Raw genomic sequence first — 26,463 nt, 5'->3', positions numbered from 1 at the left:
ATACAACTCACCCACACAGCCCTCGAAGCTCAGGAACACACGCACGAACAAGCACACGAACGGCTTACAGATCAGGCATACAGATCAGGTGTACGGATCGGGCACACAGATCAGTGACAGGCCGACGACGGACCGGCATGGCGGCCGAGATGCGACCGGGCGGACGGAGCATCAGAATGCCCCGCCCGCCCGCTCATTGAGCCGGGGTCGGTCATGTCTCACCGATCCACCCCGGCCGCGGGCTCACGAAACGGCTGCCTGGCCGGACGACTTGGCCGGCCTGTCGCCTCCTCCGTCCCCGTCCCCGTCCCCGTCACCGGGATCCTCTCCGTCACCCACGGCGATCCCACGCCGCTTGGAGACATAGACCGCGCCGACGATGACCGCGACGGCGAGCACCGCCACCACCGCGCGCACGCCGGCGCTCGCGTCCTGCCCGTAGCTGAACTGCACCACCGCCGGGGCGATGAGCAGGGCGACCAGGTTCATCACCTTGAGCAGGGGGTTGATCGCCGGCCCTGCCGTGTCCTTGAACGGGTCTCCGACCGTGTCGCCGATGACGGTCGCGGCATGGGCCTCGCTGCCCTTGCCACCGTAGTGACCGTCCTCGACGAGCTTCTTGGCGTTGTCCCACGCACCACCGGAGTTGGCGAGGAAGACCGCCATCAGGGTGCCGGTTCCGATGGCGCCCGCGAGATAGGAACCGAGTGCTCCGACACCGAGCGTGAAGCCGACGGCGATGGGCGCCAGGACGGCCAGCAGGCCGGGCGTGGCGAGCTCGCGCAGGGCGTCCTTGGTGCAGATGTCGACGACGCGACCGTACTCCGGCTTCTCGCTGTAATCCATGATCCCGGGGTGCTCGCGGAACTGCCGCCGCACCTCGTAGACCACGGCCCCGGCCGACCGCGACACCGCGTTGATCGCAAGACCGGAGAAGAGGAAGACGACCGCGGCGCCGAGGATCAGGCCCACCAGGTTGTTGGGCTGCGAGATGTCCAGACTGAGCGTCATCTCCCCGGCCCTGGCCCCCACGCCGTCGACCGCCGTGGCAATCGCGTCGCGGTACGAACCGAAGAGCGCCGACGCCGCCAGGACGGCGGTGGCGATGGCGATGCCCTTGGTGATGGCCTTGGTGGTGTTGCCGACGGCGTCCAGGTCGGTGAGGACCTGCGCGCCGGCGCCCGTGACGTCACCGGACATCTCGGCGATGCCCTGGGCGTTGTCCGAGACCGGGCCGAAGGTGTCCATGGCGACGATGACACCGACGGTGGTGAGCAGCCCGGTCCCCGCCAGGGCCACCGCGAAGAGCGCCAGCATGATCGACGTACCGCCGAGCAGGAACGCCCCGTAGACGCCCAGGCCGATCAGCAGCGCCGTGTAGGCGGCGGACTCCAGACCGATGGAGATACCGGCGAGTACGACAGTGGCCGGGCCGGTCAGCGAGGACTTGCCGATGTCCTTGACGGGGCGCCGGCTGGTCTCGGTGAAGTAGCCGGTCAGCTGCTGGATCAGAGCGGCCAGCACGATGCCGATGGCGACGGCGACCAGGGCGAAGATCCGCGGGTCGCCGCCGTGCGAGGTGATGGCGCTGTCGGTGACACCGTCCAGATCGGCGTACGAGGACGGCAGGTAGACGAAGACGCCCACGGCCACCAGCACCAGCGAGATGACCGCGGAGATGAAGAATCCGCGGTTGATGGCGGTCATTCCGCTGCGGTCTGCGCGCCGCGGGGCGACCGCGAAGATGCCGATCATCGCGGTGACCACGCCGATCGCCGGAACGATCAGCGGGAAGGCCAGTCCGGAGTCACCGAAGGCTGCCTTGCCGAGGATGAGCGCGGCGACGAGCGTCACGGCGTACGACTCGAAGAGGTCGGCCGCCATTCCGGCGCAGTCACCGACGTTGTCGCCCACGTTGTCGGCGATGGTGGCCGCGTTGCGCGGATCGTCCTCCGGGATGCCCTGTTCGACCTTGCCGACGAGGTCGGCGCCGACGTCCGCCGCCTTGGTGAAGATGCCACCGCCGACCCTCATGAACATGGCGATCAGTGCGGCACCGAGGCCGAAGCCCTCCAGCACCTTCGGGGCATCGGCGGCATAGACGAGCACGACACAGGACGCGCCGAGCAGGCCGAGGCCCACGGTGATCATGCCGACCACGCCGCCGGTACGAAATGCGATCTTCATCGCCTTGTGCGAAACGGCGGTGAGATCCTTTTCCGGCTCGCCTTCCGCGGGAGTCGCCTCACGCGCAGCAGCGGCCACACGGACATTACTGCGTACCGCAAGCCGCATCCCGATGTATCCGGTGGCCGCCGAGAAAAGCGCACCCACCAGGAAGAACAACGAACGGCCCGCGCGCTGTGACCAGTTGTCGGCCGGTAGCAGCAGAAGCAGGAAGAAGACCACGACGGCGAAGATGCCGACGGTGCGCAGCTGCCGGGCCAGATAGGCATTCGCGCCTTCCTGGACGGCGGCCGCGATCTCCTTCATGCGGTCGGTGCCCTCGCCGGCCGCCAGCACCTGGCGCACCAGCAGTCTGGCGACGACCAGGGCGGCGACTGCGACGACCGCGACGACGATCACGATGACGCGATTGTCATCGGTGAGAACCGCGGCCGCCAGAGAAGTGGATCGGCCGGAAGGTGCGGAAAATGCGGAATCTTGCGCCGGTCCTGCCAGTGGGGTGTTGAAGAACTCCGCCATACGTCCTCCTTGACGCTCAGCGCTCAAGACGTGGACGGATTGTAGGGAGCGGGAGCTGATCAAAACAGTGCGCCGTAAATGTAATTGACCTTCACCAGCCGATCGGTAAATGATCGCACTCCCGGACAGACCCGAATGCAGTAATGGGGCAGGCACATTTTCCGTAGATCATTGATCACGCATAAATGATCACGCACAAATGAAAAAGGCCCCGCTGAGCAGGGCCTCAAAAGACGGATCAAGAAATGGATCGGGGAAGGGATTCGGCCGGACCGGGGCAGGCCGGCCGCCCATGGCGCCTGTGGCGCCTCAGGGGAGCAGGGGCGGCATCGTCAGGGCTGCACCGTCATGGGCGTCTTCGGCCAGCTCATGCGGATCACTCCGCCGTTGGCTCCCGATCTGACTTCCACATCATCGACAAGGCCACTGATGACCGCGAGACCCATCTCGTCCTCGCCACCGGCGTCACTCTCGTGATCCGGTTCATCGAGCCCCGCGCCGGGCGTGGCGCCGCGTGTCGCGGAGGCTCCGACGGGTCCGCCGAGAGCGGGATCGTCCCCCGGTCCGGGCACCTCGTCGCCGACCTCGACGGAGAAGGACTTCTCCTCCTCGTTCAGGACGACGGAGACGGGGGCGGTGATGCCATGGCTGCGATGCAGCCCGACTGCGCGACTGCAGGCCTCACCGACAGCGAGTCTGACCTCGTCGAGCACGGCTTCGTCGACCCCTGCCCGGCGCGCCACGGCGGCTGCCACGAGGCGGGCCGTCCTGACGTGTTCGGGCTGGGCGCTGAAGCGGAGTTCAACGGTGGTCATGCGATCCCCCTCAGACGTACGGGCGTGCATCCCAGGGTCCCGGGCGCGCTGCCCGCTGTCCCTGCTCTTCTTCTTTTGTTCTGGTCTCTTCCGGTCTTCTTCCGGAACCGACGGCTTTTCTGCCCGAACCGATGGCTTCGTCGGCCCCGACTGTTCGTTGGTCGTGTCGTCGGCCACCGGACATCCGACCGGAGCCGACGTACGGCCGACCGACGCACAGCCGGCCGAGACAGAGCCGCCGACCTGCCGACAGGCCTCCGTCCGGCAGCCGGGCCACTCACGAGCGGCCGATCACCGGACGCCCGGCCGACGGAAGACCGAACGACGGACGACCGAACGACGGATCACCGGCCGACTGGCCCGCATCCCGTCGAACACCGTCCGGTCCGATCGAACACCGTTCGGTCGGATTGTCCGGCCGTTCGGGGCGCCGGTCACCCGGCTACCCGATCCTCCGGTCGCCCGGCCGGTCGACTGTCCGACCGGCCGATCGGTCCGCCTCATGGCAATCCGCCATGAGGCACGCCCACGTCGCACCGGCCGCCTGGCGGGCAGCTGGTGCGCCGGCTGGGTGCCGAACCGGCCTTCGGCCGATCCGCATGGCGGACCGACCCGGGCCGACTGTCAGTCGGTGGCCGCAACGGCCTCGTCGACCGTGGTGTGAATCGGGAACACCTTGGTCAGACCAGTGATCCGGAAGATCTTGAGAATGCGCTCCTGGTTGCAGACCAGACGCAGCGAGCCCTCATGGGCCCGGACACGCTTCAGGCCACCCACGAGCACGCCGAGGCCGGTGGAGTCGAGGAAGTCGACGCCTTCCATGTCGACAACCAGGTGGTAGCTGCCGTCATTCACCAACTCGACCAACTGCTCGCGCAGCTTGGGCGCGGTATACACATCAATCTCGCCACCGACCTCGACGACCGTACGGTCGCCACCAGGGCCGGACACATTGCGAGTCGACAAGGACAGGTCCACGGATCCTCCAGCACCTTGCTATCGAGCGGTCGCCCCTCGGTCTCCCCGGCGGAGCCAGGGAACGGATCGCCAGCCGCGATGGCATTCAATCACTTACCAGCAGCCATGCACGACGCCTTGGGACCATTGTCCGTCACGCCAGTGACACACTCGGTCCCGATGGCCAAGAATCACCGCCCCAGTCGACCACCCGGGAACAGCGACCCCAGACCCTCTCCCGCCATGGTCCTCGACCGGCTCGCCGCAGTGGCGGGCCGGTCCGCGCGCATCACTCATACGGAGCACTTGCCCCCGCGTGCGGGAACCCATGCCATCTGGCCCGATCGCATCCGGCCGGAAGTCGTCGCTGCGATCCACCAGGCCGGAATCGATCACCCGTGGGCGCACCAGGCGGCCGCCGCCGAGCACGCCCTGGACGGCGAATCCGTGGTCATCGCCACCGGCACGGCGTCCGGAAAGTCGCTCGCCTACCTCGCCCCGGTCCTCAGCGCCCTGCTCGACGGCTCCGAGGCCCCGAACGGCCGGGGCGCCACCGCCCTGTACCTGGCCCCCACCAAGGCCCTGGCCGCCGATCAGAGGCGTGCCGTGAAGCAGCTCGCGGCACCGCTCGGCAACGCCATCAGGCCCGCGGTCTACGACGGCGACACTCCGGTCGAGGAACGCGAATGGGTGCGTCAGTACGCCAACTATGTCCTGACCAACCCCGACATGCTGCACCGCGGAATACTCCCGTCCCACCCCCGCTGGTCCTCCTTCCTGCGCGCCCTGCGCTTCGTCGTCATCGACGAGTGCCACACCTACCGCGGTGTCTTCGGCTCCCACGTCGCCCAGGTGATACGCCGTCTACGGCGCCTGTGCGCCCGTTACGGCGCCTATCCGGTCTTCCTCCTCGCCTCCGCCACCGCGGCGGACCCCTCGGTCGCGGCCGGCCGCCTCACCGGCCTCCCGGTCAAGGAGGTCGCCGACGACGCCTCGCCCCGCGGCGAGCTGGTCTTCGCGCTGTGGGAGCCGCCCCTGACCGACCTGCACGGCGAGAAGGGCGCCCCTGTCCGACGCACCGCCACCGCCGAGACCGCCGACCTCCTCACCGATCTCACCGTCCAGGGCGTCCGCTCGGTCGCCTTCGTACGCTCCCGGCGCGGCGCCGAGCTGATCTCCGTCATCGCGAAGGAGCGCCTCGCCGAGGTGGACCGCTCGCTGCCGGCCCGGGTCGCCGCCTACCGCGGGGGCTACCTCCCCGAGGAACGCCGCGCCCTGGAGCGCGCCCTGCACTCCGGGCAACTGCTCGGACTGGCCGCCACCACGGCCCTCGAACTCGGCATCGACGTCTCCGGCCTCGATGCCGTCGTCATCGCCGGCTACCCCGGCACCAGGGCGTCGCTGTGGCAGCAGGCGGGCCGCGCCGGGCGCTCCGGGGAGGGCGCCCTGGCCATCCTGGTGGCCCGCGACGACCCGCTGGACACCTTCCTCGTCCACCATCCCGAGGCGCTGTTCCAGCAGCCTGTGGAGTCGACCGTCCTCGACCCTGACAATCCGTACGTCCTCGCCCCCCATCTGTGCGCCGCCGCGGCGGAGCTCCCCCTCACCGAGCCGGACCTGGAGCTCTTCGGCCCGGCCGTGGCCGAACTGCTGCCGCAGCTGGAGGCCGCGAAACTGCTCCGCAAACGGGCATCGGGCTGGCACTGGACCCGCCGCGAGCGCGCCGCCGACCTCACCGACATCCGCGGCGAGGGCGGCCGCCCCGTCCAGATCGTCGAGGAGGGCACCGGCCGGCTGCTGGGCACCGTCGACGAATCGGCCGCGCACACCGCCGTCCACGAGGGCGCCGTCCACCTCCACCAGGGCCGCACCTACCTGGTCCGGAAGCTGGACCTGGAGGATTCGGTGGCCCTGGTCGAGGAGGCCGGCCCGCCGTACTCGACCACCGCACGCGACACCACCTCCATCGCCGTCCTGGAGACCGACACCGAGATCCCGTGGGGTGACGGGCGGCTCTGTTACGGCTCCGTGGAGGTCACCAGCCAGGTCGTCTCCTTCCTGCGTCGCAAACTGATCACCGGCGAGGTCCTCGGCGAGACCAAACTGGACCTGCCGCCCCGCACGCTGCGCACCCGCGCCGTCTGGTGGACGGTCACCGAGGACCAGCTCGACGCCGCCCGCATCAACCCGGAGATCCTGGGCGGCGCCCTGCACGCAGCGGAGCACGCGTCGATCGGGATGCTGCCGCTCTTCGCCACCTGCGACCGGTGGGACATCGGCGGCGTCTCCGTGCCCCTGCACCCGGACACCCTGCTGCCCACGGTCTTCGTGTACGACGGCCACCCGGGCGGTGCCGGATTCGCCGAGCGGGCCTTCCACACCGCCCGTACGTGGCTGACCGCGACCCGCCAGGCGATCGCGTCCTGCGAATGCGATGCGGGCTGCCCGTCCTGCGTCCAGTCCCCCAAGTGCGGCAACGGCAACGAGCCACTGCACAAACGCGGTGCCGTACGCCTCCTCACCGAACTCCTGCGATCCGCACCTCCGGACCCGGGGAAGCCAGTCGCTGCGGAGCCACCGGAGGCGGAGACGAGCCCTGCGGAGCCGTTGGAGGCGGAGGTGGCGCGGCCGGAGCCGAGCCCTGCGGAGCCGATGGTGCCGGAGGAGGCTGGGTCGGAGGCGGCGGCCCGGGAGAGCCGGGAGCAGCCGCCGGAGGGCCGGCCCTCGACCTGACCGCCGGTGCGTACGGCCCGAAACTCACCCGGGCCGTCACATCGGCGATCTCCCCGCGCACCGCACACCGGACCACCACGGCTCCCTGTGCCGCGGCCACCTTCCCGGCGGCCCCACACGCCGCCCCAGGGCCTTGCAGGGCCCGGTCGGCCGCGGCCAGGGCCGCCAGGTCCGCCGCACCGCCCGCCCGGTGCCGGACGGCCACCACCTGCCCGAGGGCCAGCACGACCGCGAACACCGCGCACAGCGTGACCGTGGTCATCGCCACCCACACCGTGGCCAGGCCCCTGTCCCCGTCCGCCGACTCCCTGCTCCTGCGCAGCCGCACAAGGGCAACACCACGCAGCCGTGCAAGGACAGCGGCACGCAGCCGCGCATGGGCAGTGGCACGCAGCCATGCGAGGGCGGCTGCACGTCCCGTCTCGACCGTCCGGACCGTCCGGGTCATTGCGTCCCCCCTACCGTGTCCTCGGCCAGTGCCGCCGCCTCCGCGTGAAGCGTCAGTGCCAGCGGGCCCGGCCCCGGCATCGACGCCGCCACCCGTACCCGCCACAGCTCCCCGGCCCGCTCCATCGCGATTTCGGCCCCGTCGGGTGCCGCCGAACGGGCGGCCTCCAGCACCTGCGCCTCCGGCTCCGAACGGGCCGCCGCCCTCGCCCCGGCCCTCGCCGCGTCCACGCACCGGATCTGGGCGGAGGCGGCCATCAGCGCCCAGACCAACGCCAGGGCGAACACCACCAGCGCCGGAATCGCCATGGCCGCTTCCGCAGTCACCGCGCCCCGATCCCTTCGGGCCCCGGCTCGCCCGCCCCCGATACGCGAACGCCCTCCGGCGAGCGCCCCGGGGCCGCTCTCAGAACTTCGCATCGAGCGCGTCCTTCAACAGCGACTGCAGTGCGGACATGACCGGCTGGCTGGTGACCACCTTGTAGAGCACCGCCGCGAACGCACAGGCGGCGATCGTCCCCACCGCATATTCGGATGTCGTCATTCCGCTGTCCGACCGGACTCGGCATGCCATGCCGCGCACCCAGTTCTTGATTCGCCGCACCATTTCAACCCCCGTGGAATTCTTAATTCATACTGAATGGATTTTTACTCATACTTTTCGGTCATCCGGTGTGAAGCAGCCCGGTCGCCAGACCGATCACCACCGGCGCCACCCCGACCGCCAGGAAAGCGGGCAGAAAGCAGAGTCCGACGGGGGCGGTCATCGCCACGCCTGCCCGCTGGGCGCGCGCCACGGCCGCACTCGCACGCTCGGCCCGCATAGCCTCGGCCAGCCGAGCCACCGGCTCCGCCGCCGGAGCTCCGGTCGACCCCGCCCGGTCCAGACAGCGGGCCAGCGCACCTGCACCCGGTATCTCCCCGAACCGCCCCCAGGCCTCCCCAGGTTCACCACCGAGACGGATCTCCGCGGCCGTCCGCGCCAGGCGCACGCCGACCGGCCCGCCGAGCGACTCCCCCACCGCCTCGGCAGCCTCCCGGGGCCCGGCCCCGGCGGAGATGCAGGCCGCCAACAGGTCGGCCGCCAGCGGGAGCTGGCGTGCGGCCTCCGCCATCTGCGCGGGCCCTGCCCCCAATTCGCGTCCGCCTCGGGCCCGTTGCCACCGCCAGGCGCCGTACGCTCCCACGAGCCCCGCCACGCACCCAGGCAGGCCGCCGATCAGGACCCAGCCCGCCGCCACAGCGCCCAGTGGCGCGATCCACTCCTTCGTCCGGGCGCCGAATGCCGCGTGCCCCCGCCCGCGCCGACCCTTCGGCGAGCCGACCGCCAGCAGCACCGCGCCCCGGCGGCGCACTGTCCGCCTCCGTCGCAGTCCTGCCAGCACAAGGGCCGGACAAGCGACCGCGCTCAGCACCGCGCACACCGCCGCCACCCGGTGGACGGCTTCGCCGGTGACCGCGCTCATGCCGCCTCCCCCGCCCGTACGATCCGGCCGGCCCAGTAGAGCCCGGCCGCCTCAAGCACTCCGCCCGTCGCCAGACAGACGAGCCCGGCCGGAGTGTGCAACAGCACCCTCAGCGGATCGGCCCCGAGCGCCGCCCCCAGCCCCAGACCCAGCACCGGAAGCAGTGCCAGCACGGCCACCGTCGACCAGGCGCCCGCCAGTTGGGCCCGTAATTCCTCCCGTCTGCGCAGCTCGGCCCGCAACGCGCCCTCCAGGCGGTCCAGCCCCGCCGCGAGCCCGGCCCCACCGTCGGCCGCCACCCGCCAGCAGGCCGCCACCCCGGCGAGACCGTCCAGACCCGGCTCCCGTGCCGCCTGCCCGAGCGCCCCCGGCACATCACCACCGAATCGCGCCGCGGCAGACACACCGGCCTCCGCCGCCCCCATCACCCCGGTGCCGCGGACGGCGACGAGCAACGCCTGACCCGGTTCGTGTCCGGCCCGCAGCTCACCCACGACCGCGCCGCACAGCGCCACCACCCCGGCCGCCCGGCGCTCCCGCTCCTTGCCCCGGGCCCGCCTCCGCAGCCACCGCCGTACCAGCGGCACCGCCACAGCACCGGCCAGCAGCGGCAACACCGACTCCCCCAGCACTGCGACGACCAACGCCACCGGAAGGCAGAGCCACTCCCGCCGCTCTCCCGACCACTCCCGTGCCCGCGCCCCGGTCCGCTCCCAGCACGCACGCAGCGGCGACCGAACCGCCCCGTCGGCGAAGAGCACCCGGGCCCTCCGCCGCCCGTGGTCCTGCGCCGCCATCAGCCAGGCCGCCGCCCCGACGCACAGGACCACCGCACAGCCCGCGCCCGCCGACAGCCCCGTCGGCGCACCTCCGGTCACGGCGCACCCCCGATCAGCGACCGCAGCCGCCCCCAGCCCCGCTCCCGCCCGAACCCATCGGTGCCCCAGCGCAGCGCGGGCACGGTCACCACGAGCCCCGCCGCGTCCCGCTCCAGAACCTGCACCTCGGCGATCCGCCGCTGTCCGGCCCGGTCCCGCACGAGATGGACCACCACCGACAGCGCGGCCGCCAGCTGGCTGTGCAGCGCCGTCCGGTCCAGTCCCGCCGCCGTCCCCAGTGCCTCCAGACGGGCCGGTACGTGCTCGGCCGCATTGGCGTGAACCGTCCCGCAGCCGCCTTCGTGGCCGGTGTTCAGAGCGGCCAGGAGTTCGGTGACCTCGGCACCTCGCACCTCCCCGACCACCAGCCGGTCGGGCCGCATCCGCAGCGCCTGCCGCACCAGGTCCCGGAGCGTCACCCGGCCCGCCCCCTCCTGGTTGGCGGGGCGCGACTCCAGGCGCACCACATGGGGATGGTCCGGCCGCAGCTCCGCCGAGTCCTCCGCGAGCACGATTCGCTCCCGCTCCCCGACCGCGCCCAGCAGACTCGACAGAAGAGTCGTCTTCCCGGCCCCCGTCCCTCCACTGATCAGATACGAGACCCGGGCCTCCACCAGGGCCCGCAGCACCCGGTCACCGCCCGGCGGCACCGTCCCGGCCGCGACCAGCTCCGTCAGCGAGAAGGCCCTGGGCCGCACCACCCGCAGCGACAGGCACGTCGAGCCGACGGACACCGGCGGCAACACGGCATGCATACGGGTGCCGTCCGGCAGCCTCGCGTCCACCCAGGGGCGGGCGTCGTCCAGCCGTCGCCCCGCCACGGCGGCCAGCCGCTGCGCCAGCCTGCGCACCGCGGCGGCATCCGTGAAGGTCACCCCGGTGAGTTCTAGCCCGCCGCCCCGGTCCACCCACACCCGGTCCGGCGCGGAGACCAGCACGTCCGTCACCGCCGGGTCGGCCAGCAGCGGCTCCAGCACCCCGGTCCCGACCAGCTCGCCGCGCAACTCATCGGCCGCACCGAGCACTTCGGCGTCCCCGAGCAGCCGCCCCTGGGCCCGCAGCGCGGCCGCGACCCCGGCCGGCGTCGGGGCCGTGCCGTTCTGGGCCAGCCGCTGTCGTACGGCATCGAGCAGCGCCTCCGTCATGACGCACCTCCGGCGGCGCGTCCCCCCGCGCCCTCCGGAGCGAGCGCCCGCTCCCAGAACGCCGCGCAGAACCTGGCCAGCGGACCGCGCACGCTGCCGCCCGGCGGCGTACCACCGTCCTGAGCGGCCGACAGCCCTGCGTCGAGCGGGAGTTCACCGGCGAGTGGCAGCCCCAGCGCCTGCGCCACCCACCGTTCGTCGAGGCCCGCCGCGTACGGCCCGCGAGACACCACCCGCAGGTCGTCCAGGACCATCCCGGCCATGGACGCCACACGCTTCGCCGCCGCTACCGCGCGAAGCTCCCCCGGGACCACCAACAGCCCGAGGTCCAACTGCGCGAGCGCCTCGGCCACCGACTCGTCGACCCGGCGCGGCAGATCGACGACCACCACCCCGCCGAGCCGGCGTGCGGCTGCCAGCACGGCCCGTATGGCCTGCGGCGGGATGACCACCCAGTCGTCGCGGCCCCAGCTGAGGACGCGCAGCCCATGCAGCGCCGGCAGCGATTCCTCCAGCGCTCCCCCGCCGACCCGCCCTTTGGAGTGGGCGAAATCCGGCCATCGCATCCCCTCGGCCCGTTCGCCACCGAGCAGCACATCGATGCCGCCGCCGAGCGGGTCACCGTCGATCAGCATGGTCCGCCGCCCGGCCCTCGCCGCGGTCACCGCGAGGGCGCAGGCCAGTGTGGACGCACCGGAGCCACCCCGTCCGCCGATCACTCCCACGGTGAGCGCCGGCCGGCCCACGCCTTCCGCCGCATTGGCGATCTGGTCGACGAGCCAGCTCTCCGAATCGGGCAGCCTCAGCACATATTCGGCCCCGATCTCCACGGCGCGGCGCCAGACGTCCGGGGCGTCCTGATCCCGGCCGACGAGCATCACACCCCGCCTGCGCACCGCCCCTCGGCATCGCTGGGCGGCATCGTCGCCCACGAGAACCATCGGAGCCTGCTCCCAACTGCCTCTGTTCTCGGGCAGCGAGTGATGAACTTCCGGTTCCGCTCCAGCGGCCGCACACAGCCGCAGCAGATCATCGAGCAGTTCCACATCCTCGGTCACGATCAGCGGTCCGCCCCGCCGCGCTCCGGCGGCCGGCAGACGATCCCGTGCGATGGACTCGGCCACGATCTCCGCCCCCTTCCCACTGCACCTTCATCGCGGTTCGCGGTGATCTCGGAGCGTTCCGGGATCGGCGATTCCACAACCCGCGGACTTCGCGGTGGAATCACCGTGCAGCGCTTCGGAAAATCTTGTGGATCTTGCTCGAAAACTGTGGACAACTCCACCGTTGTGAATATCTCCGTCGCCCATACCGGCGACTTCCGGAGCGCAGCACTTCCGCTACGCACCGTGACGAGTCATGGTGATGGGGGACGGAACGAGAAGCGGGCCGTCGCGGCCGAAATGGAGGCGGAATGCTTGATTCCGAACGGCAGAAACGCGTCCGGACATGCGACGACCCCCGCCGGGGGGGAGAGCGGGGGTCGTCCCCACGGCCGACTCGGGGGGGGAGGAGCCGGACCGGGTTAGCACGGTCGCGAACGATCCGTGACTTCCATGGTGTACCCGAGAGCCTTCTCAGGCAAACCCACGCGCCAGAGTTTACGCCGAATGATGTCCCCCTATGCTCTGCCTTGTGGAAAACCGCTTCTTGCCGCGCACAGCCGCCTTCTTTGACCTGGACAAGACGGTCATTGCGAAGTCTTCGACACTGACCTTCAGCAAGTCCTTCTACCAAGGCGGACTGATCAACCGCCGCGCTGTACTGCGCACTGCGTACGCACAGTTCGTGTTCCTTGCCGGGGGTGCGGATCACGACCAGATGGAGCGGATGCGGGAATATCTCTCGGCGCTCTGCAAGGGCTGGAACGTCCAGCAGGTGAAGGAAATCGTCGCCGAGACCCTGCACGATCTGATCGACCCCATCATCTACGACGAAGCGGCGACGCTCATCGAGGAGCACCACACCGCCGGACGCGATGTGGTGATCGTTTCGACCTCGGGCGCCGAGGTCGTCGAACCGATCGGCGAGCTGCTCGGCGCCGACCGGGTCGTCGCCACCCGAATGGTCGTCGGCGACGACGGCTGCTTCACCGGCGAAGTCGAGTACTACGCGTACGGGCCGACCAAGGCCGAGGCGATCAGGGCCCTCGCGGTGTCGGAGGGGTATGACCTCTCACGCTGTTACGCCTACAGCGACTCCGCCACGGATGTACCGATGCTGGAGTCGGTCGGCCATCCGCACGCGGTCAATCCGGACCGTGCGCTGCGGCGCGAAGCAACCCTGCGCGAGTGGCCGATTCTCGTCTTCGACCGACCGGTCCGGCTCAAGCAGCGGCTGCCCACGTTCTCGCTGCCGCCACGTCCGGCATTGGTCGCGGCGGCAGCGGTGGGCGCAGCCGCCGTCACGGCAGGGCTGGTCTGGTACACCTCCCGCCGCCGCGCCACCACGGGCTCCGCCTGACGTACGACGGCTCCGCCCGACGCACGCTCCGGACAGCGGTACGGCGTACGCCGACCAGGCCGGCGTCGAATTATCCAACTCGCCCGTAATTGAACCGAAAAGTAAAGAAGTAGGGCCAGCACTACCGCTCACCCCGGCTCTGGAGTACAAATGACTCAACGGCCCGCGAGACCAAGGACATCCGAGAGGATTACCTGTAACGCAGAGACGGCCCCACGGACCGAGCATGAAAACCGAGCACCCACGCGACGTCGACCCGTCGATTACGGGCCAGCCGCACCAGGGAACGGGCAAAGCATCCCGACCTGATGGGCATATATCGAGGACGCATGGTAACTGGGTAGACATGCCAGCGGCGGTACCGAGGACGGTACCGCCGCAACCCTTTTGTCGGGCCCCGAAGTCGACGCGGTGAAGACAATTCGGTGGAGTTACCGCGATGGAGTTACTTCGGTGGCTTTATCGCGAAACACACCGCGACGCACACACGATGTCGAGCTCACCACAGCACTCCGGCCGCTCCGGCTGCTCCCCTCTTGCGCGGCTCCACTGATACCCGGGCTCCACTGTTACGCGGCTCCGCGTTGCAGCGCCTCGCAGACCGCCGTCGACTCCCTGACGCCCAGCTCCACGGCGCGTCCGCAGTGCGTGATCCAGGCCGCCATCCCGTCCGGCGTTCCCGACAGATAACCCTCGAACGCCGCGACGTACGCCGCCCGCCCCAGTTCGGCATGGCCCACCTCGGCGGGGCAGATCGATTTGGGGTCGAGACCGCTCCCGATCAGCACGATCCGCTCAGCGGTCCGCGCCACGAGGCCGTTGTACGAGCCGAAGGGGCGCAGTGCCAGCAGTTCACCGTGCACGACCGCCGACATCACGAGCGCGGGCGCCGAAGTACCCGAAAGAATCAGCCCGGACAGTCCCTCCAGCCGTCCGGCCACCTCGTCGGCATCCGGAAGCGGCGCCTCGACCAGCGGCTCGTTCACAAGCTCGCCCGCCAGCCTCGGCCGGCCGACAGCATCGTCCGGTGCCGCCCCGCCGGCCGCGACCAGATGCAGCCGTGCCAGCACCCGCAGCGGTGACTGCCGCCAGATGGAGAGCAGTTGACCCGCTTCGGCAGTCAGCCTCAGGGCCGCCCCGACCACATGCGCCTCACCATCACCGCTGAAGTCGGTACGCCGGCGCACCTCCTCCAGATTCCAGTCGGCTCCCGACAACGCCGCCGAGCCACGGGCGCCGCGCAGCGCAGCTTCCGCGGTGACCTCATTGCTGCGGCGCCGCATGACGCGGTGACCGTAGACCCGGTCGACGGCCTTGCGTACGGAGTCCACCGCATCAGCGACGCCCGGCAGGGTGCCGAGGGCGGCGAGCGGATCAGAGGCAGTCGTACTCATAGGTAACGAGGCTACGCGCCCGCTGCGCCGATACCGCCCGGGAGTGGCCTTCTTCACGAAGTGCGACAGCAGACCGCAATCATCCCGCTACCCTAGGTGAACATGAAGATCGCTTTCGTGGGGAAGGGCGGCAGCGGCAAGACGACGCTGTCCTCGCTCTTCATCCGCCACCTCGCCGCCAATGAAGCCCATGTCGTCGCGGTGGACGCCGACATCAACCAGCACCTCGGGGCCGCGCTCGGCCTCGACGACCAGGAGGCCGCCGCGCTGCCCGCCATGGGAGCGCACCTGCCTCTGATCAAGGAGTATCTGCGCGGCAGCAACCCCCGTATCGCCTCCAGCGAGACGATGATCAAGACGACTCCGCCCGGTGAGGGCTCCCGGCTGCTGCGGGTCCGCGAGAACAACCCGATCTATGACGCGTGCGCCCGTGCGGTCCGGCTCGACGACGGGGAGATCCGGCTGATGGCCACCGGGCCGTTCACCGAGTCGGATCTGGGCGTGGCCTGCTACCACTCCAAGGTCGGCGCGGTCGAGCTCTGCCTCAACCATCTCGTCGACGGTCCCGACGACTATGTCGTCGTTGACATGACAGCGGGTTCGGACTCCTTCGCCTCGGGGATGTTCACCCGCTTCGACATGACGTTCCTGGTCGCGGAACCGACCCGTAAGGGCGTCTCGGTCTATCGCCAGTACAAGGAGTACGCGCGGGACTTCGGGGTCGCGCTGAAGGTCATCGGCAACAAGGTGCAGGGCGAGGACGATCTGGAGTTCCTGCGCGCCGAGGTGGGCGACGACCTGCTGGTCAGCGTCGGGCACTCCGACTGGGTACGGGCGATGGAGAAAGGTCGCCCCGCTCGCTTCGAGCTGCTGGAAGCGGACAACCGGATGGCTCTGCAGGCGCTGCAGAATGCCGCGGAGGACTCGTACGAGCAGCGGGACTGGGGGCGCTACACGCGGCAGATGGTGCATTTCCATCTGAAGAACGCGGAGAGCTGGGGCAACGAGAAGACGGGCGCCGACCTGGCCGCCCAGGTCGACCCCGCCTTCGTTCTCGACGAGCGGTACGCGCAGGACGGCGCCGCTCAGCCCGCCTGAGCTCTCGGTACCCCCGCCGGAAGGGTTCGTGTCTCCCCGCCGGGAGCCGTTGCATCCTCGGGCGCCGGACGGGATCGGCTCTCCGACCCGTCCGGTACCCGACGCGCGGCCCTGCTGCCCGGCCCGTCCGGCGCACGACGCGCCGGCCGCAGCCGAAGGCCGCTCAGCTCAGCGGCCGCGCTCGCCGGTTCCCTGGTCACGCTTGGCGGCCCCCGCCGCCCGGCCCCGGAAGTCTCCGCTCCGTCGAGGAACGCGGTCCATCCCTTCTCGGGTGACTGGCCGACGTCGAGCGTGCCGAGCTTCGCCAGCGTCGCCGGGTCCTGCGCGTCCAGCCAGTCGGCCAGCTGCCGGAAGGACACGCAGCGCACACCCTCCTTGGTGCAGACCCTCGCGATGGTCTGCTCGACGGCGCGCATGTAGGTGCCGCCGTTCCAGGACTCGAAGTGGTTGCCGATGATCAGCGGGGCGCGGTTCCCGTCGTACGAGCGGTCGAAGGCCTGGAGCAGACCGTCGCGCATCTGGTTGCCCCAGTACTTGTGCTGGTCCGGGTCGCCCTGCGTCGTACCGGACTGGTTGAACATGAAGTTGTAGTCCATCGAAAGGGTCTCGAAGGCCCGGCCCGGCACGGGGACGAGCTGCATCGAGAGGTCCCAGATGCCGCCCCTCTTCTTGGGCCAGACCTGGTTGTTGACCCCGCTGGAGTCGTAACGGAAGCCCATCGTCCGCGCCGCGGCCACCATGTTCTTCTGCCCCTCCAGGCAGGGGGTGCGGCCGCCGACGAGCTCCTTGTCGTAGTCGAAGGGGAGCGGCTTCTCCCTTTCGAGGCCGGGGTCGTTGGTCTTCCAGTTCTTCACGAAGGACTTGGCCTGGCTGATCTCGCTCTTCCACTGATCGACGGACCAGTCGCCGCCGCCCTCGGGACCGCAGAAGTGCCCGTTGAAGTGGGTGCCGATCTCGTCACCGTCCTCCCAGGCCCCGCGCACCTGGGTGATGGTGTTCCGGATTCCCTCGGTGTCGTTGAAGCCGATGTCCGAGCTGCCGACGTCGTGCTTCGGCGGGTCGTAGAGCTCCCGCTTGCCCTCCGGCAGCATGTAGACGCCGCTGAGGAAGTACGTCATGTTCGCGTGGTACTTCTTCCCGACCTCGCGGAAGTGCGAGAACAGCTTCTGGCTGTCCTCGCCTGCGCCGTCCCACGAGAACACCACGAACTGCGGGGGCTTCTGACCGGGCGCCAGACGCTTGGGCACGGGCTGCTTCGGCTGACTGCCGGTGAAGGCGGTGGAACCGTCACCGATCAGCCGGAAAACGCTCTTGGGCGCGGCTTCAGGGGCATTCTTCTTCGCCCCGGCGGCCTGTTTCGCCGCCTCCGGTCCGGCGGCTCCGCGGCCGGCATCGGAGGAGCACCCGGCCACTCCCGCAGTCAGCGCGACAGCCACGACGCCCAGGGCGGCCCGCCCGGCGGCAGCCTTCCTCGCGGCACCTCGCCTCGTCACGACTCTCTTCGCGGCGACTCTCGTCGTGGCGGCCACCATCCGCCCACCCTCTTCCTTGCAGGTCATTCGCGTCGAAGTGCCGACACGGCGCGGTCAAGTTCGCACACGGCTCCGTCGGATCAGCACGACAGGCCGAATGGAAAGATGCCTATTCACTTGAATGGGTGGTCAAACGGTCCATTTGACCTCAAGCGTGGACACAGATCTTTACTCTCCATTACGATCTGTTTACTGAGAGTTGAGAAATCCCGCCGCTGCACGCCGTGACCCATGGCCGCGACCCCACATTCCGCGACCGCGCTGCCCCGGAGGAGACGGGAACATGTCTGCTTGCGTCCCCACTCGTCACAACCGCACATCCCGCAGTTCGCGCCCACCGCGCGCCTCGGGAGTCAAACGACCACACAGTCCGCCACCATCGCGCGGTGGACGATTCCGCATCGCGGGCGCCGATCTGTCCGCATCGATCACGGTTTTCCTGCTCGCCGTCCCCATGTCGCTCGGTCTCGCCGTCGCCATGGACGCCCCGCTGGAGGCCGGCCTCATCTCCGCCGCGATCGGCGGCATCGTCGCCGGACTGCTCGGCGGCACCCCTCTCCAGGTCAGCGGCCCGTCCGCCGGACTGACCGTGGTCACAGCCGAGTTGATCCAGATCTATGGCTGGCGCACCACCTGCGCGATCACCATCGGCGCCGGGCTTCTGCAGATCCTGCTGGGCTCATTGCGGGCGGCCCGCAGCGCCCTCGCCGTCAGCCCCGCCATCGTCCATGGCACCCTCGCCGGCATCGGCGTGGCCATCGCACTCGCCCAGCTGCACATCGTGCTCGGCGGCTCGCCGCAGAGTTCAGCCGTCGCCAACGCCCTGGCGCTCCCCGACCAGTTGGGCCGGGTGGGCCCGGCCGCCCCGCTCATCGGCATGCTGACCATCACCGTCCTGGTCCTGTGGCCGCGGATTCCGGGCCACATCGGGCGTGCTGTACGACGGATTCCGGCCGCTCTCGCCGCGGTGGTGACCGCTACGGCTGTGGCTGCGATCGTCGCCCCCGGAATCGCCCGGGTCGATCTGCCGTCCTGGCGCTCGCATGCCCTGCCGGAGATGCCGCACGGCCCCGTACTCGCCCTGGCCACAGCCGTGTTCACGGTGATGCTGGTGGCCAGCCTGGAGTCGCTGCTCGCCGCGGTGGCCGTGGACAAGCTGTCGGCCGCGCCCTCGCCCTCGGCTCCGGCCACATCGCCCGACTCACCCGCCTCGCCCACACCGCCCACACCGCCAGCCAGACGCTCCGATCTCGACCGTGAGCTGCGCGCCCAAGGCATCGCCAACACCCTGTCCGGGCTGGTGGGCGGGCTGGCCGTGTCCGGCGGAGCGGTGCGCAGCTCGGCGAACGTACGCGCCGGGGCGACCGGGCGCGCCTCCACCGTGCTCCACGGCGTCTGGGTGCTGCTCGCCACCGGACTGCTGGTCACCGTGCTGGAGTGGATCCCGCTGGCCGCGCTCGCCGCACTGGTGATGATGGTCGGTATCCAGATGGTGAGTTTCGCCCACATCCGCAACGTCCATAAGCACCGCGAATTCCTGGTGTACGGGGCGACGATCACCGGCGTGGTCCTCTTCGGCGTACTGAAGGGTGTGGCGATCGGCATCGCGGTGGCGGTGGCGGTGGCCCTGCACCGGCTGGCCCGGACCCGGATCACGGTTACCGATCAGGACGGACAGCATCTGGTCGTCGTACGAGGACAGTTGACGTTCCTCGCGGTTCCCCGGCTCAGCCGTACGCTGGGCCAGCTGCCCCAGGGCGGGGATGCCGTCGTCGAACTGGACGGCTTCTTCATGGACCATGCGGCGTACGAGGCGATCCAGGACTGGAGCACTGCCCAGACCGCCCACGGCGGCAGGGTCGTGTTCACCGGCAGGTCCGGTGGCCGGATCGCCGAGCCCGCCTCGGCGGCGCACTCCTGCTGCCGCCCCTGGACACCATGGCGCAACCATCACTGCCACGACGGGCCCGGCCCCGCACCCGAAGCCGACCACGGCCTCGACACCCCCTTCAACAGCGCCCACCTCGGCACATCCCACGACACGACCCACAGCACTTCCACTTCCACGCCCACACCCACATTCACGCCTGACCACGCCCTCTCCCCTACCCCCACCTCCGGTCCCCGCCCCGAGTCCACTCCTGGCCCGGCCCCCGCAGCCCACCACCTCCCCGGCCGAACGGCCGACTCGCACTCCGGCACTGCCCGCCGGGTCGGCGGCAATCGGCTGATCAACGGCCTGAGTTCGTTCCAGCGCAACACCGCTCCGCTGGTGCGCGAGGAGCTGGCCCGGCTGGCCGTCGAGGGTCAGCGCCCGTCCCAGCTCTTCATCACCTGCGCGGACTCCCGCCTGGTCACCAGCATGATCACGGCGAGCGGCCCGGGTGACCTGTTCACCGTGCGGAACGTCGGCAATCTGGTGCCCCTGCCGAACGCCGAGTCGGGTGACGACTCGGTGGGCGCAGCGATCGAGTACGCGGTGGACGTACTGAAGGTGGAGTCCATCACCGTCTGCGGGCACTCCGGCTGCGGCGCGATGCAGGCACTGCTCGGCACCGGGCCGGACCCGGAGACTCCGCCCACGTCCCTGTGGCGGTGGCTGAGACATGGGCTGCCGAGCCTGGAGCGGATGGCATCCCGGCACCACGCCTGGGCCCGGATCTCCGGACGGCTGCCGACCGATGCGCTGGAGCAGCTCTGCCTCACCAATGTGGTCCAGCAGCTGGACCATCTGCGGGCTCACGAATCGGTGTCGCGGCGGCTCGCCGAAGGTACGCTCCGGCTGCACGGCATGTACTTCCATGTGGGCGAGGCACAGGCCTATCTGCTGACCGAGGGGGCGAGCAGCGGGCTGGAGCTCGACGAGGTCTTCGATCGCGTGGGCCCCGGCGATCCCGCCGGTTCCGGCGAGTTGGAACGGACCGGCGTCTGAACCACCTTCACCCCGGGTCCGTGAGACCTTGTGGTCCTGTCTCCGCACCGCGCCGCACCTCGCCGGCATCGCATGCGGGCGCGGGACCGTGTCTCCATACACGAGACACAGGTCTAAACCAATTCCGGGCAGACACTTGTCACCCGGCCTTTGGCCTGATGAGCTATGCCCCGGGACACAACGGACACCCTGGGAATGGGAGATGTCGTGAGCAACGAAAGCTTGGCCAATCTGCTTCGTGAGGAGCGGCGGTTCGCACCGCCTGCCGATCTGGCCGCGAACGCCAACGTCAAGGCGGAGGCGTACGAGCAGGCCGAGGCGGACCGGCTGGGCTTCTGGGCCGAGCAGGCCCGTCGCCTGACCTGGGCCACGGAGCCGACCGAGACGCTCGACTGGAGCAACCCGCCCTTCGCGAAGTGGTTCGCGGACGGCAAGCTCAACGTCGCGTACAACTGCGTGGACCGCCACGTCGAGGCCGGCAACGGCGACCGGGTCGCCATCCACTTCGAGGGCGAGCCCGGCGACAGCCGCGCCATCACCTACGCACAGCTCAAGGACGAGGTCTCCCGGGCCGCCAACGCGCTCATCGAGCTCGGTGTCGGCAAGGGCGACCGGGTCGCCGTCTATCTGCCGATGATCCCCGAGGCCGCCATCGCGATGCTGGCCTGCGCCCGCATCGGCGCCGCGCACTCGGTGGTCTTCGGCGGCTTCTCCGCCGACGCCATCGCGGCCCGCATCCAGGACGCGGACGCCAAGGTCGTCATCACCGCCGACGGCGGCTACCGCCGCGGCAAGCCGTCCGCGCTCAAGCCCGCCGTGGACGACGCCGTCTCCCGTATCGACAGCGTCGAGCACGTCCTCGTGGTGCAGCGCACCGGCCAGGACACCGCGTGGACCGAGGGCCGCGACGTCTGGTGGCACGAGATCACCGGCCGGCAGTCCGCCGAGCACACCCCCGAGGCCTTCGAGGCGGAGCAGCCGCTCTTCATCCTCTACACCTCCGGCACGACGGGTAAGCCGAAGGGCATCCTGCACACCTCCGGCGGCTACCTGACGCAGGCGGCGTACACCCACAACGCGGTCTTCGACCTCAAGCCGGAGACCGACGTCTTCTGGTGCACCGCCGACATCGGCTGGGTGACCGGCCACTCGTACATCGTCTACGGCCCGCTGGCCAACGGCGCGACACAGGTCATGTACGAGGGCACGCCCGACTCCCCGCACCAGGGGCGTTTCTGGGAGATCGTGCAGAAGTACGGCGTCACGATCCTCTACACCGCACCGACCGCGATCCGCACGTTCATGAAGTGGGGTGACGACATCCCCGCCAAGTTCGATCTGAGCAGTCTCCGGATCCTCGGTTCGGTCGGTGAGCCGATCAACCCCGAGGCGTGGATGTGGTACCGCAAGCACATCGGCGCCGACAAGTGCCCGATCGTGGACACCTGGTGGCAGACCGAGACCGGCGCGATGATGATCTCGCCGCTGCCGGGCGTGACGGAGACCAAGCCGGGCAGCGCCCAGCGCGCCCTGCCCGGTATCTCGGCCACGGTCGTCGACGACGAGGCCAACGAGGTTCCGAACGGCGGGGGCGGCTACCTCGTGCTCACCGAGCCGTGGCCGTCGATGCTCCGCACCATCTGGGGCGACGACCAGCGCTTCATCGACACCTACTGGTCGCGCTTCGAGGGCAAGTACTTCGCGGGCGACGGCGCCAAGAAGGACGAGGACGGCGACATCTGGCTGCTCGGCCGGGTCGACGACGTGATGCTCGTGTCCGGGCACAACATCTCGACCACCGAGGTCGAGTCGGCGCTCGTGTCGCACTCCTCGGTCGCCGAGGCAGCCGTGGTCGGTGCCGCCGACGAGACGACCGGCCAGTCCATCGTCGCCTTCGTGATCCTGCGCGGTACGGCCGACGCCTCTGACGAGCTCGTCGCCGAGCTGCGCAACCACGTCGGTGCCACGCTCGGCCCGATCGCCAAGCCGAAGCGGATCCTGCCGGTCGCCGAGCTGCCGAAGACCCGCTCGGGCAAGATCATGCGGCGTCTGCTGCGCGACGTCGCCGAGAACCGCGAGCTGGGCGATGTCACGACGCTCACCGACTCCTCGGTGATGGACCTCATCCAGACCCAGCTGCCGTCGTCCTCCTCCGAGGACTGACCACAGCCTCCGAGGACCGACCACAGCGAGCAGCAGTACGTCCCCGTGGGGCATCCGGCAACGCGCCGGATGCCCCACGGGCATTTAAGGTGAAGATCACCGGATACAGGCCCGCACACCCCGGGTACAGTGGCAGCTGCGTCAATGAAGTAATAAAAAAACTCCACAGGGGTGCCGGGAAGTCTGGTCGGCAAGTGCATCAGCCATGCCATCGCTGCCGTACCGACCCGGAGGTCTCCACTCGTGGCCGCGCCCACTCCTGCACCCCCGTCTCCGTCCCGTCGCACCTTTCTCGCGCGGCTGTCCCTCCCCGAGCGGAACTACCTCGCGGACGCCCTGCGCACCGAGACCGTCGGCGGCGTCATCCTGCTGGTCGCGGCGATAGCCGCCCTGGTGTGGGCGAACACCTTCGGCTCCAGTTACGCGTCCGTCAGCGGCTTCCACTTCGGGCCGGAGTCGCTGGGCCTCAACCTCTCCGTGGCGCACTGGGCGGCGGACGGGCTGCTCGCGATCTTCTTCTTCGTCGCGGGCGTCGAGCTCAAACGGGAACTGGTCGCGGGCGAACTGCGCGACCCCAAGGCCGCCGTCCTCCCGGTCGTCGCCGCGCTGTGCGGAATGGCGGTTCCGGCCGTCGTCTACACCCTGGTCAACGTGGTCGGCGGAGGTTCGACGGACGGCTGGGCCGTCCCCACCGCCACCGACATCGCCTTCGCGCTCGCCGTACTCGCGGTCATCGGCACCTCGCTGCCGAACGCGCTGCGCGCCTTCCTGCTGACCCTCGCCGTCGTCGACGACCTCTTCGCGATCCTGATCATCGCGGTCTTCTTCACCGAGAAGATCGACTTCATGGCGCTGATCGGCGCCTTCGTCGGGCTGGCCGTCTTCTACCTGCTGCTGCGCAGGAACGTGCGCGGCTGGTACATCTACGTACCGCTCGCCCTGGTCATCTGGGGCCTGATGTACAACAGCGGCATCCACGCCACGATCGCCGGTGTCGCCATGGGCCTGATGCTCCGCTGCACCCGGCGGGACGGCGAGACCCACTCGCCCGGCGAGCACATCGAGCATCTGATGCGCCCGCTGTCGGCCGGTCTCGCCGTGCCGCTGTTCGCCCTCTTCTCGGCCGGTGTCTCCCTCTCCGGTGGCGCGCTGGCAGATGTCTTCACCCGGCCCGAGACGCTCGGTGTCGTCCTGGGCCTCGTCGTCGGCAAGACCGTGGGCATCTTCGGCGGTACGTGGCTGGCCACCCGCTTCACCAAGGCGGAGCTGAACAAGGACCTGGCCTGGGCAGATGTCTTCGCGGTCGCCACGCTCGCCGGGATCGGCTTCACCGTCTCGCTGCTCATCGGTGAGCTGGCCTTCGCCGGCGACGAGGACATGATCAACGAGATCAAGGCTGCCGTGCTGCTCGGTTCCCTGACAGCCGCCGTACTCTCCGGTGTACTGCTCAAACTCCGGGTACGCAGATACCGGGCACTGCACGAGGCGGAGGAGCTCGACGAGGACGAGGACGGGGTGCCGGACATCTACGAGCAGGACGACCCGGAGTACCACCTGCGGATGGCCGCGATCCACGAGAAGAAGGCGGCCGAACACCGCCGCCTTGCCGAACTGGCGGGGGCAGCGAGCAGCAAGCCGGACAGTCCGGCATGATCTGACACCAGATGTGTTGAGCAGCAGAACAGGAGAGGGAGTCAGGGATGAGCGACCCCGGCAACACCGCGGGCAGCGCCGACCGCAGTCTCGGGCAGCTGGTCGCCGCGGCGACAGCCGAGATGTCCGCACTGGTGCACGACGAGATCGCCCTGGCCAAGGCCGAGGTGCGGCAGGACGTCAAGCGCGGGGTGATCGGCAGTGTGGCGTTGATCGTCGCGGCCGTACTGCTTCTGTTCATGATGCCGATGCTGAGCTTCGCCGCCGCCTACGGGATCCACCATCTGGGCCTGGGCCTGGCGTGGTCGTTCCTGATCGTGGCCGGCGGGTTCTTCCTCCTGGCCGTCCTGCTGGGGCTGATCGGCTGGCTCAAGTTCAAGAAGGTCAAGCCGCCGGAGAAGTCCATCGCTTCGGCGAAGCAGACGGCGGCCGTGCTGCAGGGCGTCAAGCCGCACCCGCGTCCCGCCGTCACGGCGGGGACGAGCCGCCCGGCCGTCTCGGGCAGCACACTGGCGGGCAAGGCCATGGAGAAGGCTCCGGTCCAGGACAAGGCCTCCGCTGTGGCACGCTCGTCCACATGACGGTCCCCGATTCCAGCGCATTCGGCCCAGTAGACCCCGTAGGCCCGAAAGGCCCCACAGGCCAGGAAGGTCCGGCAGTTCCTGCGGGCCGGACCGGCTCGAACGACCGGGCAGGCGACTCGAACGACCGGGCAGGCCAGACGGGATCGGACGACTCGGCCGTCCCGGGCGGCTCGACGGGCCCGGTCGGCTCCGGCGGGCCCGTGCGGATCGACGGGCCGTGGACCCACCGGGACGTGGCGGCCAACGGCGCCCGCTTCCACATCGCCGAGCTCGGCGATGGTCCGCTGGTGCTGCTGCTGCACGGCTTCCCGCAGTTCTGGTGGACCTGGCGCCACCAGCTCACCGCGCTGGCCGACGCCGGTTTCCGGGCCGTCGCGATGGACCTGCGCGGAGTGGGCGGCAGCGACCGTACGCCCCGGGGTTACGACCCCGCCAACCTGGCGCTCGACATCACCGGCGTGATCCGCTCGCTCGGCGAACCGGACGCGGCCCTGGTCGGCCACGACATGGGCGGCTACCTCGCCTGGACGGCCGCGGTGATGCGTCCGAAGCTGGTGCGCCGCCTCGTGGTCTCCTCGATGCCGCATCCGCGCCGCTGGCGTTCCTCGATGCTCTCCGACTTCGCGCAGTCCCGGGCCGGCTCGTACATCTGGGGCTTCCAGCGCCCGTGGGTGCCCGAGCGTCAGCTCGTCGCCGACGACGCGGCGTTGGTCGGCCGGCTGATCCACGAATGGGCAGGCCCCCGGACCCCGGACTTCCCCGACGACGCGACGGTGGACGTCTACCGGCGCGCGATGTGCATCCCGTCGACGGCGCACTGCTCGATCGAGCCGTACCGCTGGATGGTGCGTTCCCTCGCCCGCCCGGACGGAATCCAGTTCAACCGGCGGATGAAACTGCCGGTGCGGGTACCGACGCTGCATCTGCACGGTTCACTCGATCCGGCGATCCGCACGCGAAGCGCGGCGGGTTCCGGCGAGTACGTCGAAGCGCCGTACCGTTGGCGACTTTTCGACGGTCTGGGGCACTTCCCCCACGAGGAGGATCCGGCCGGATTCTCGGCCGAACTCATCAGCTGGCTCAAGGATCCCGAGCCCGATCGGTAGCCGTACGGGCACAGTTGTCCGACGAACAGCCAATTGCCCGGCGCATAGGCCAATTGGCTGACGGATGGGCGGTTACCGACCATGAGGCACGGGCAGACGTCCCGGTATGGGCTGGACGCACGACTTCGGTGACACAGCACGCAACCGTCGCTCGACCGCCACGGCGGGTCTGAGCACTCATGAGGGGGGCGGCCCCCAGGGCCGGGTGCACGAGATGCATGTTCTGCATGATCCCCAGCTCGGTATCCCGCGCATTCTGCGCCGTCGGGCCCGCTGGGTCTCGGCGCGGCTGCGCCATCCACGCGGATGATCTCCGCCCCGGTCGGCCGGTGAACGCTCACCGGCCGGGCGGGACTTCACCACGACTCCCCCGGCCTCGGCGCGCCGCGCT

General features: G+C 70.0%; 20 protein-coding genes and 1 pseudogene. 9 read left to right on the top strand and 12 right to left on the bottom strand.

Features of this window, described 5'->3' with window-relative positions:
- Nucleotides 1-243: 243 nt before the first annotated feature.
- The 3 genes from ACFV8T_RS09585 to ACFV8T_RS09575 all read right to left on the bottom strand — a co-directional run bounded on the left by ACFV8T_RS09585 (nucleotide 244) and on the right by ACFV8T_RS09575 (nucleotide 4,499).
- A complete protein-coding gene (locus ACFV8T_RS09585) occupies nucleotides 244-2,706 on the bottom strand; it encodes a sodium-translocating pyrophosphatase (protein ID WP_385326058.1) in 2,463 nt (820 codons plus the stop codon).
- 332 nt (nucleotides 2,707-3,038) lie between these two features.
- Nucleotides 3,039-3,521: an ATP-binding protein gene (locus tag ACFV8T_RS09580; RefSeq protein ID WP_266417516.1), complete on the bottom strand. Its 483-nt coding sequence runs from the start codon at nucleotides 3,519-3,521 to the stop codon at nucleotides 3,039-3,041.
- Between the two features lie 624 nt (nucleotides 3,522-4,145).
- Entirely contained in the window at nucleotides 4,146-4,499 is a 354-nt protein-coding gene (locus ACFV8T_RS09575; protein WP_003967428.1) for an STAS domain-containing protein, read from the bottom strand.
- Nucleotides 4,500-4,577: 78 nt separating this feature from the next.
- Here ACFV8T_RS09575 and ACFV8T_RS09570 point away from each other — a divergent pair, with 78 nt between their 5' ends.
- Nucleotides 4,578-7,211 carry a DEAD/DEAH box helicase gene (locus ACFV8T_RS09570; protein ID WP_385326056.1) on the top strand — a complete coding sequence of 878 codons (2,634 nt, stop codon included), beginning with the start codon at nucleotides 4,578-4,580 and terminating at the stop codon, nucleotides 7,209-7,211.
- Between the two features lie 43 nt (nucleotides 7,212-7,254).
- On the opposite strand, the pseudogene ACFV8T_RS09565 reads toward ACFV8T_RS09570, so the two are convergent.
- From ACFV8T_RS09565 to ssd, 7 genes and pseudogenes are all read right to left on the bottom strand, one after another.
- Nucleotides 7,255-7,659, bottom strand: a pseudogene (locus tag ACFV8T_RS09565) (Rv3654c family TadE-like protein); the annotation flags it as partial.
- A complete protein-coding gene (locus tag ACFV8T_RS09560; RefSeq protein WP_385326054.1) occupies nucleotides 7,656-8,078 on the bottom strand; it encodes a TadE family type IV pilus minor pilin in 423 nt (140 codons plus the stop codon). The pseudogene ACFV8T_RS09565 and the gene ACFV8T_RS09560, both read right to left, overlap by 4 nt.
- The gene (locus ACFV8T_RS09555) at nucleotides 8,065-8,265 is read right to left on the bottom strand and encodes a DUF4244 domain-containing protein (RefSeq protein WP_385326052.1); all 201 of its coding nucleotides are present in this window, start codon (nucleotides 8,263-8,265) and stop codon (nucleotides 8,065-8,067) included. The genes ACFV8T_RS09560 and ACFV8T_RS09555 overlap by 14 nt, the downstream gene beginning before the upstream one ends.
- A gap of 58 nt (nucleotides 8,266-8,323) precedes the next feature.
- On the bottom strand, nucleotides 8,324-9,124 hold the full coding sequence (locus ACFV8T_RS09550) for a type II secretion system F family protein (protein ID WP_385326050.1): 801 nt from the start codon (nucleotides 9,122-9,124) through the stop codon (nucleotides 8,324-8,326).
- Nucleotides 9,121-10,002, bottom strand: coding sequence for a type II secretion system F family protein (locus ACFV8T_RS09545; RefSeq protein WP_385326048.1), 882 nt, complete (start codon nucleotides 10,000-10,002; stop codon nucleotides 9,121-9,123). The genes ACFV8T_RS09550 and ACFV8T_RS09545 overlap by 4 nt, the downstream gene beginning before the upstream one ends.
- Nucleotides 9,999-11,147 (bottom strand): TadA family conjugal transfer-associated ATPase, encoded by a 1,149-nt coding sequence (locus ACFV8T_RS09540; RefSeq protein WP_385326046.1) that lies wholly within the window; start codon nucleotides 11,145-11,147, stop codon nucleotides 9,999-10,001. The genes ACFV8T_RS09545 and ACFV8T_RS09540 overlap by 4 nt, the downstream gene beginning before the upstream one ends.
- Nucleotides 11,144-12,205 (bottom strand): septum site-determining protein Ssd, encoded by a 1,062-nt coding sequence (gene ssd / locus ACFV8T_RS09535; RefSeq protein WP_385326252.1) that lies wholly within the window; start codon nucleotides 12,203-12,205, stop codon nucleotides 11,144-11,146. The genes ACFV8T_RS09540 and ssd overlap by 4 nt, the downstream gene beginning before the upstream one ends.
- A gap of 565 nt (nucleotides 12,206-12,770) precedes the next feature.
- On the opposite strand from ssd, the gene ACFV8T_RS09530 reads away from it, so the two are divergent.
- Entirely contained in the window at nucleotides 12,771-13,610 is an 840-nt protein-coding gene (locus ACFV8T_RS09530; protein WP_385326044.1) for an HAD family hydrolase, read from the top strand.
- A gap of 569 nt (nucleotides 13,611-14,179) precedes the next feature.
- Here the strand turns inward: ACFV8T_RS09530 and ACFV8T_RS09525 are convergent.
- Nucleotides 14,180-15,004, bottom strand: a complete 825-nt coding sequence (locus ACFV8T_RS09525) for an oxidoreductase (RefSeq protein WP_385326042.1) — start codon at nucleotides 15,002-15,004, stop codon at nucleotides 14,180-14,182.
- Nucleotides 15,005-15,106: 102 nt separating this feature from the next.
- Here ACFV8T_RS09525 and ACFV8T_RS09520 point away from each other — a divergent pair, with 102 nt between their 5' ends.
- On the top strand, nucleotides 15,107-16,102 hold the full coding sequence (locus ACFV8T_RS09520; protein ID WP_385326041.1) for an ATP-binding protein: 996 nt from the start codon (nucleotides 15,107-15,109) through the stop codon (nucleotides 16,100-16,102).
- Here the strand turns inward: ACFV8T_RS09520 and ACFV8T_RS09515 are convergent.
- Nucleotides 16,090-17,634, bottom strand: a complete 1,545-nt coding sequence (locus tag ACFV8T_RS09515; protein WP_385326251.1) for a hypothetical protein — start codon at nucleotides 17,632-17,634, stop codon at nucleotides 16,090-16,092. The two genes, ACFV8T_RS09520 and ACFV8T_RS09515, sit on opposite strands and share 13 nt — an antisense overlap.
- 283 nt (nucleotides 17,635-17,917) lie before the next feature.
- On the opposite strand from ACFV8T_RS09515, the gene ACFV8T_RS09510 reads away from it, so the two are divergent.
- From ACFV8T_RS09510 to ACFV8T_RS09485, 6 genes are all read left to right on the top strand, one after another.
- Entirely contained in the window at nucleotides 17,918-20,566 is a 2,649-nt protein-coding gene (locus ACFV8T_RS09510) for a SulP family inorganic anion transporter (RefSeq protein ID WP_385326039.1), read from the top strand.
- Between the two features lie 165 nt (nucleotides 20,567-20,731).
- On the top strand, nucleotides 20,732-22,729 hold the full coding sequence (gene acs, locus ACFV8T_RS09505) for an acetate--CoA ligase (protein ID WP_385326037.1): 1,998 nt from the start codon (nucleotides 20,732-20,734) through the stop codon (nucleotides 22,727-22,729).
- 243 nt (nucleotides 22,730-22,972) lie between these two features.
- Entirely contained in the window at nucleotides 22,973-24,382 is a 1,410-nt protein-coding gene (gene nhaA, locus ACFV8T_RS09500; protein ID WP_385326035.1) for a Na+/H+ antiporter NhaA, read from the top strand.
- 47 nt (nucleotides 24,383-24,429) lie between these two features.
- The gene (locus ACFV8T_RS09495; protein WP_385326033.1) at nucleotides 24,430-24,963 is read left to right on the top strand and encodes a phage holin family protein; all 534 of its coding nucleotides are present in this window, start codon (nucleotides 24,430-24,432) and stop codon (nucleotides 24,961-24,963) included.
- The gene (locus ACFV8T_RS09490; RefSeq protein WP_385326031.1) at nucleotides 24,960-26,072 is read left to right on the top strand and encodes an alpha/beta fold hydrolase; all 1,113 of its coding nucleotides are present in this window, start codon (nucleotides 24,960-24,962) and stop codon (nucleotides 26,070-26,072) included. The genes ACFV8T_RS09495 and ACFV8T_RS09490 overlap by 4 nt, the downstream gene beginning before the upstream one ends.
- Before the next feature lie 106 nt (nucleotides 26,073-26,178).
- The gene (locus ACFV8T_RS09485; RefSeq protein WP_266417479.1) at nucleotides 26,179-26,382 is read left to right on the top strand and encodes a hypothetical protein; all 204 of its coding nucleotides are present in this window, start codon (nucleotides 26,179-26,181) and stop codon (nucleotides 26,380-26,382) included.
- Nucleotides 26,383-26,463: the final 81 nt, after the last annotated feature.

This window comes from Streptomyces sp. NPDC059832, assembly GCF_042731715.1.
Classification (GTDB): Bacteria; Actinomycetota; Actinomycetes; order Streptomycetales; family Streptomycetaceae; genus Streptomyces.
This window is presented reverse-complemented; position numbering and strand designations above follow the sequence as displayed.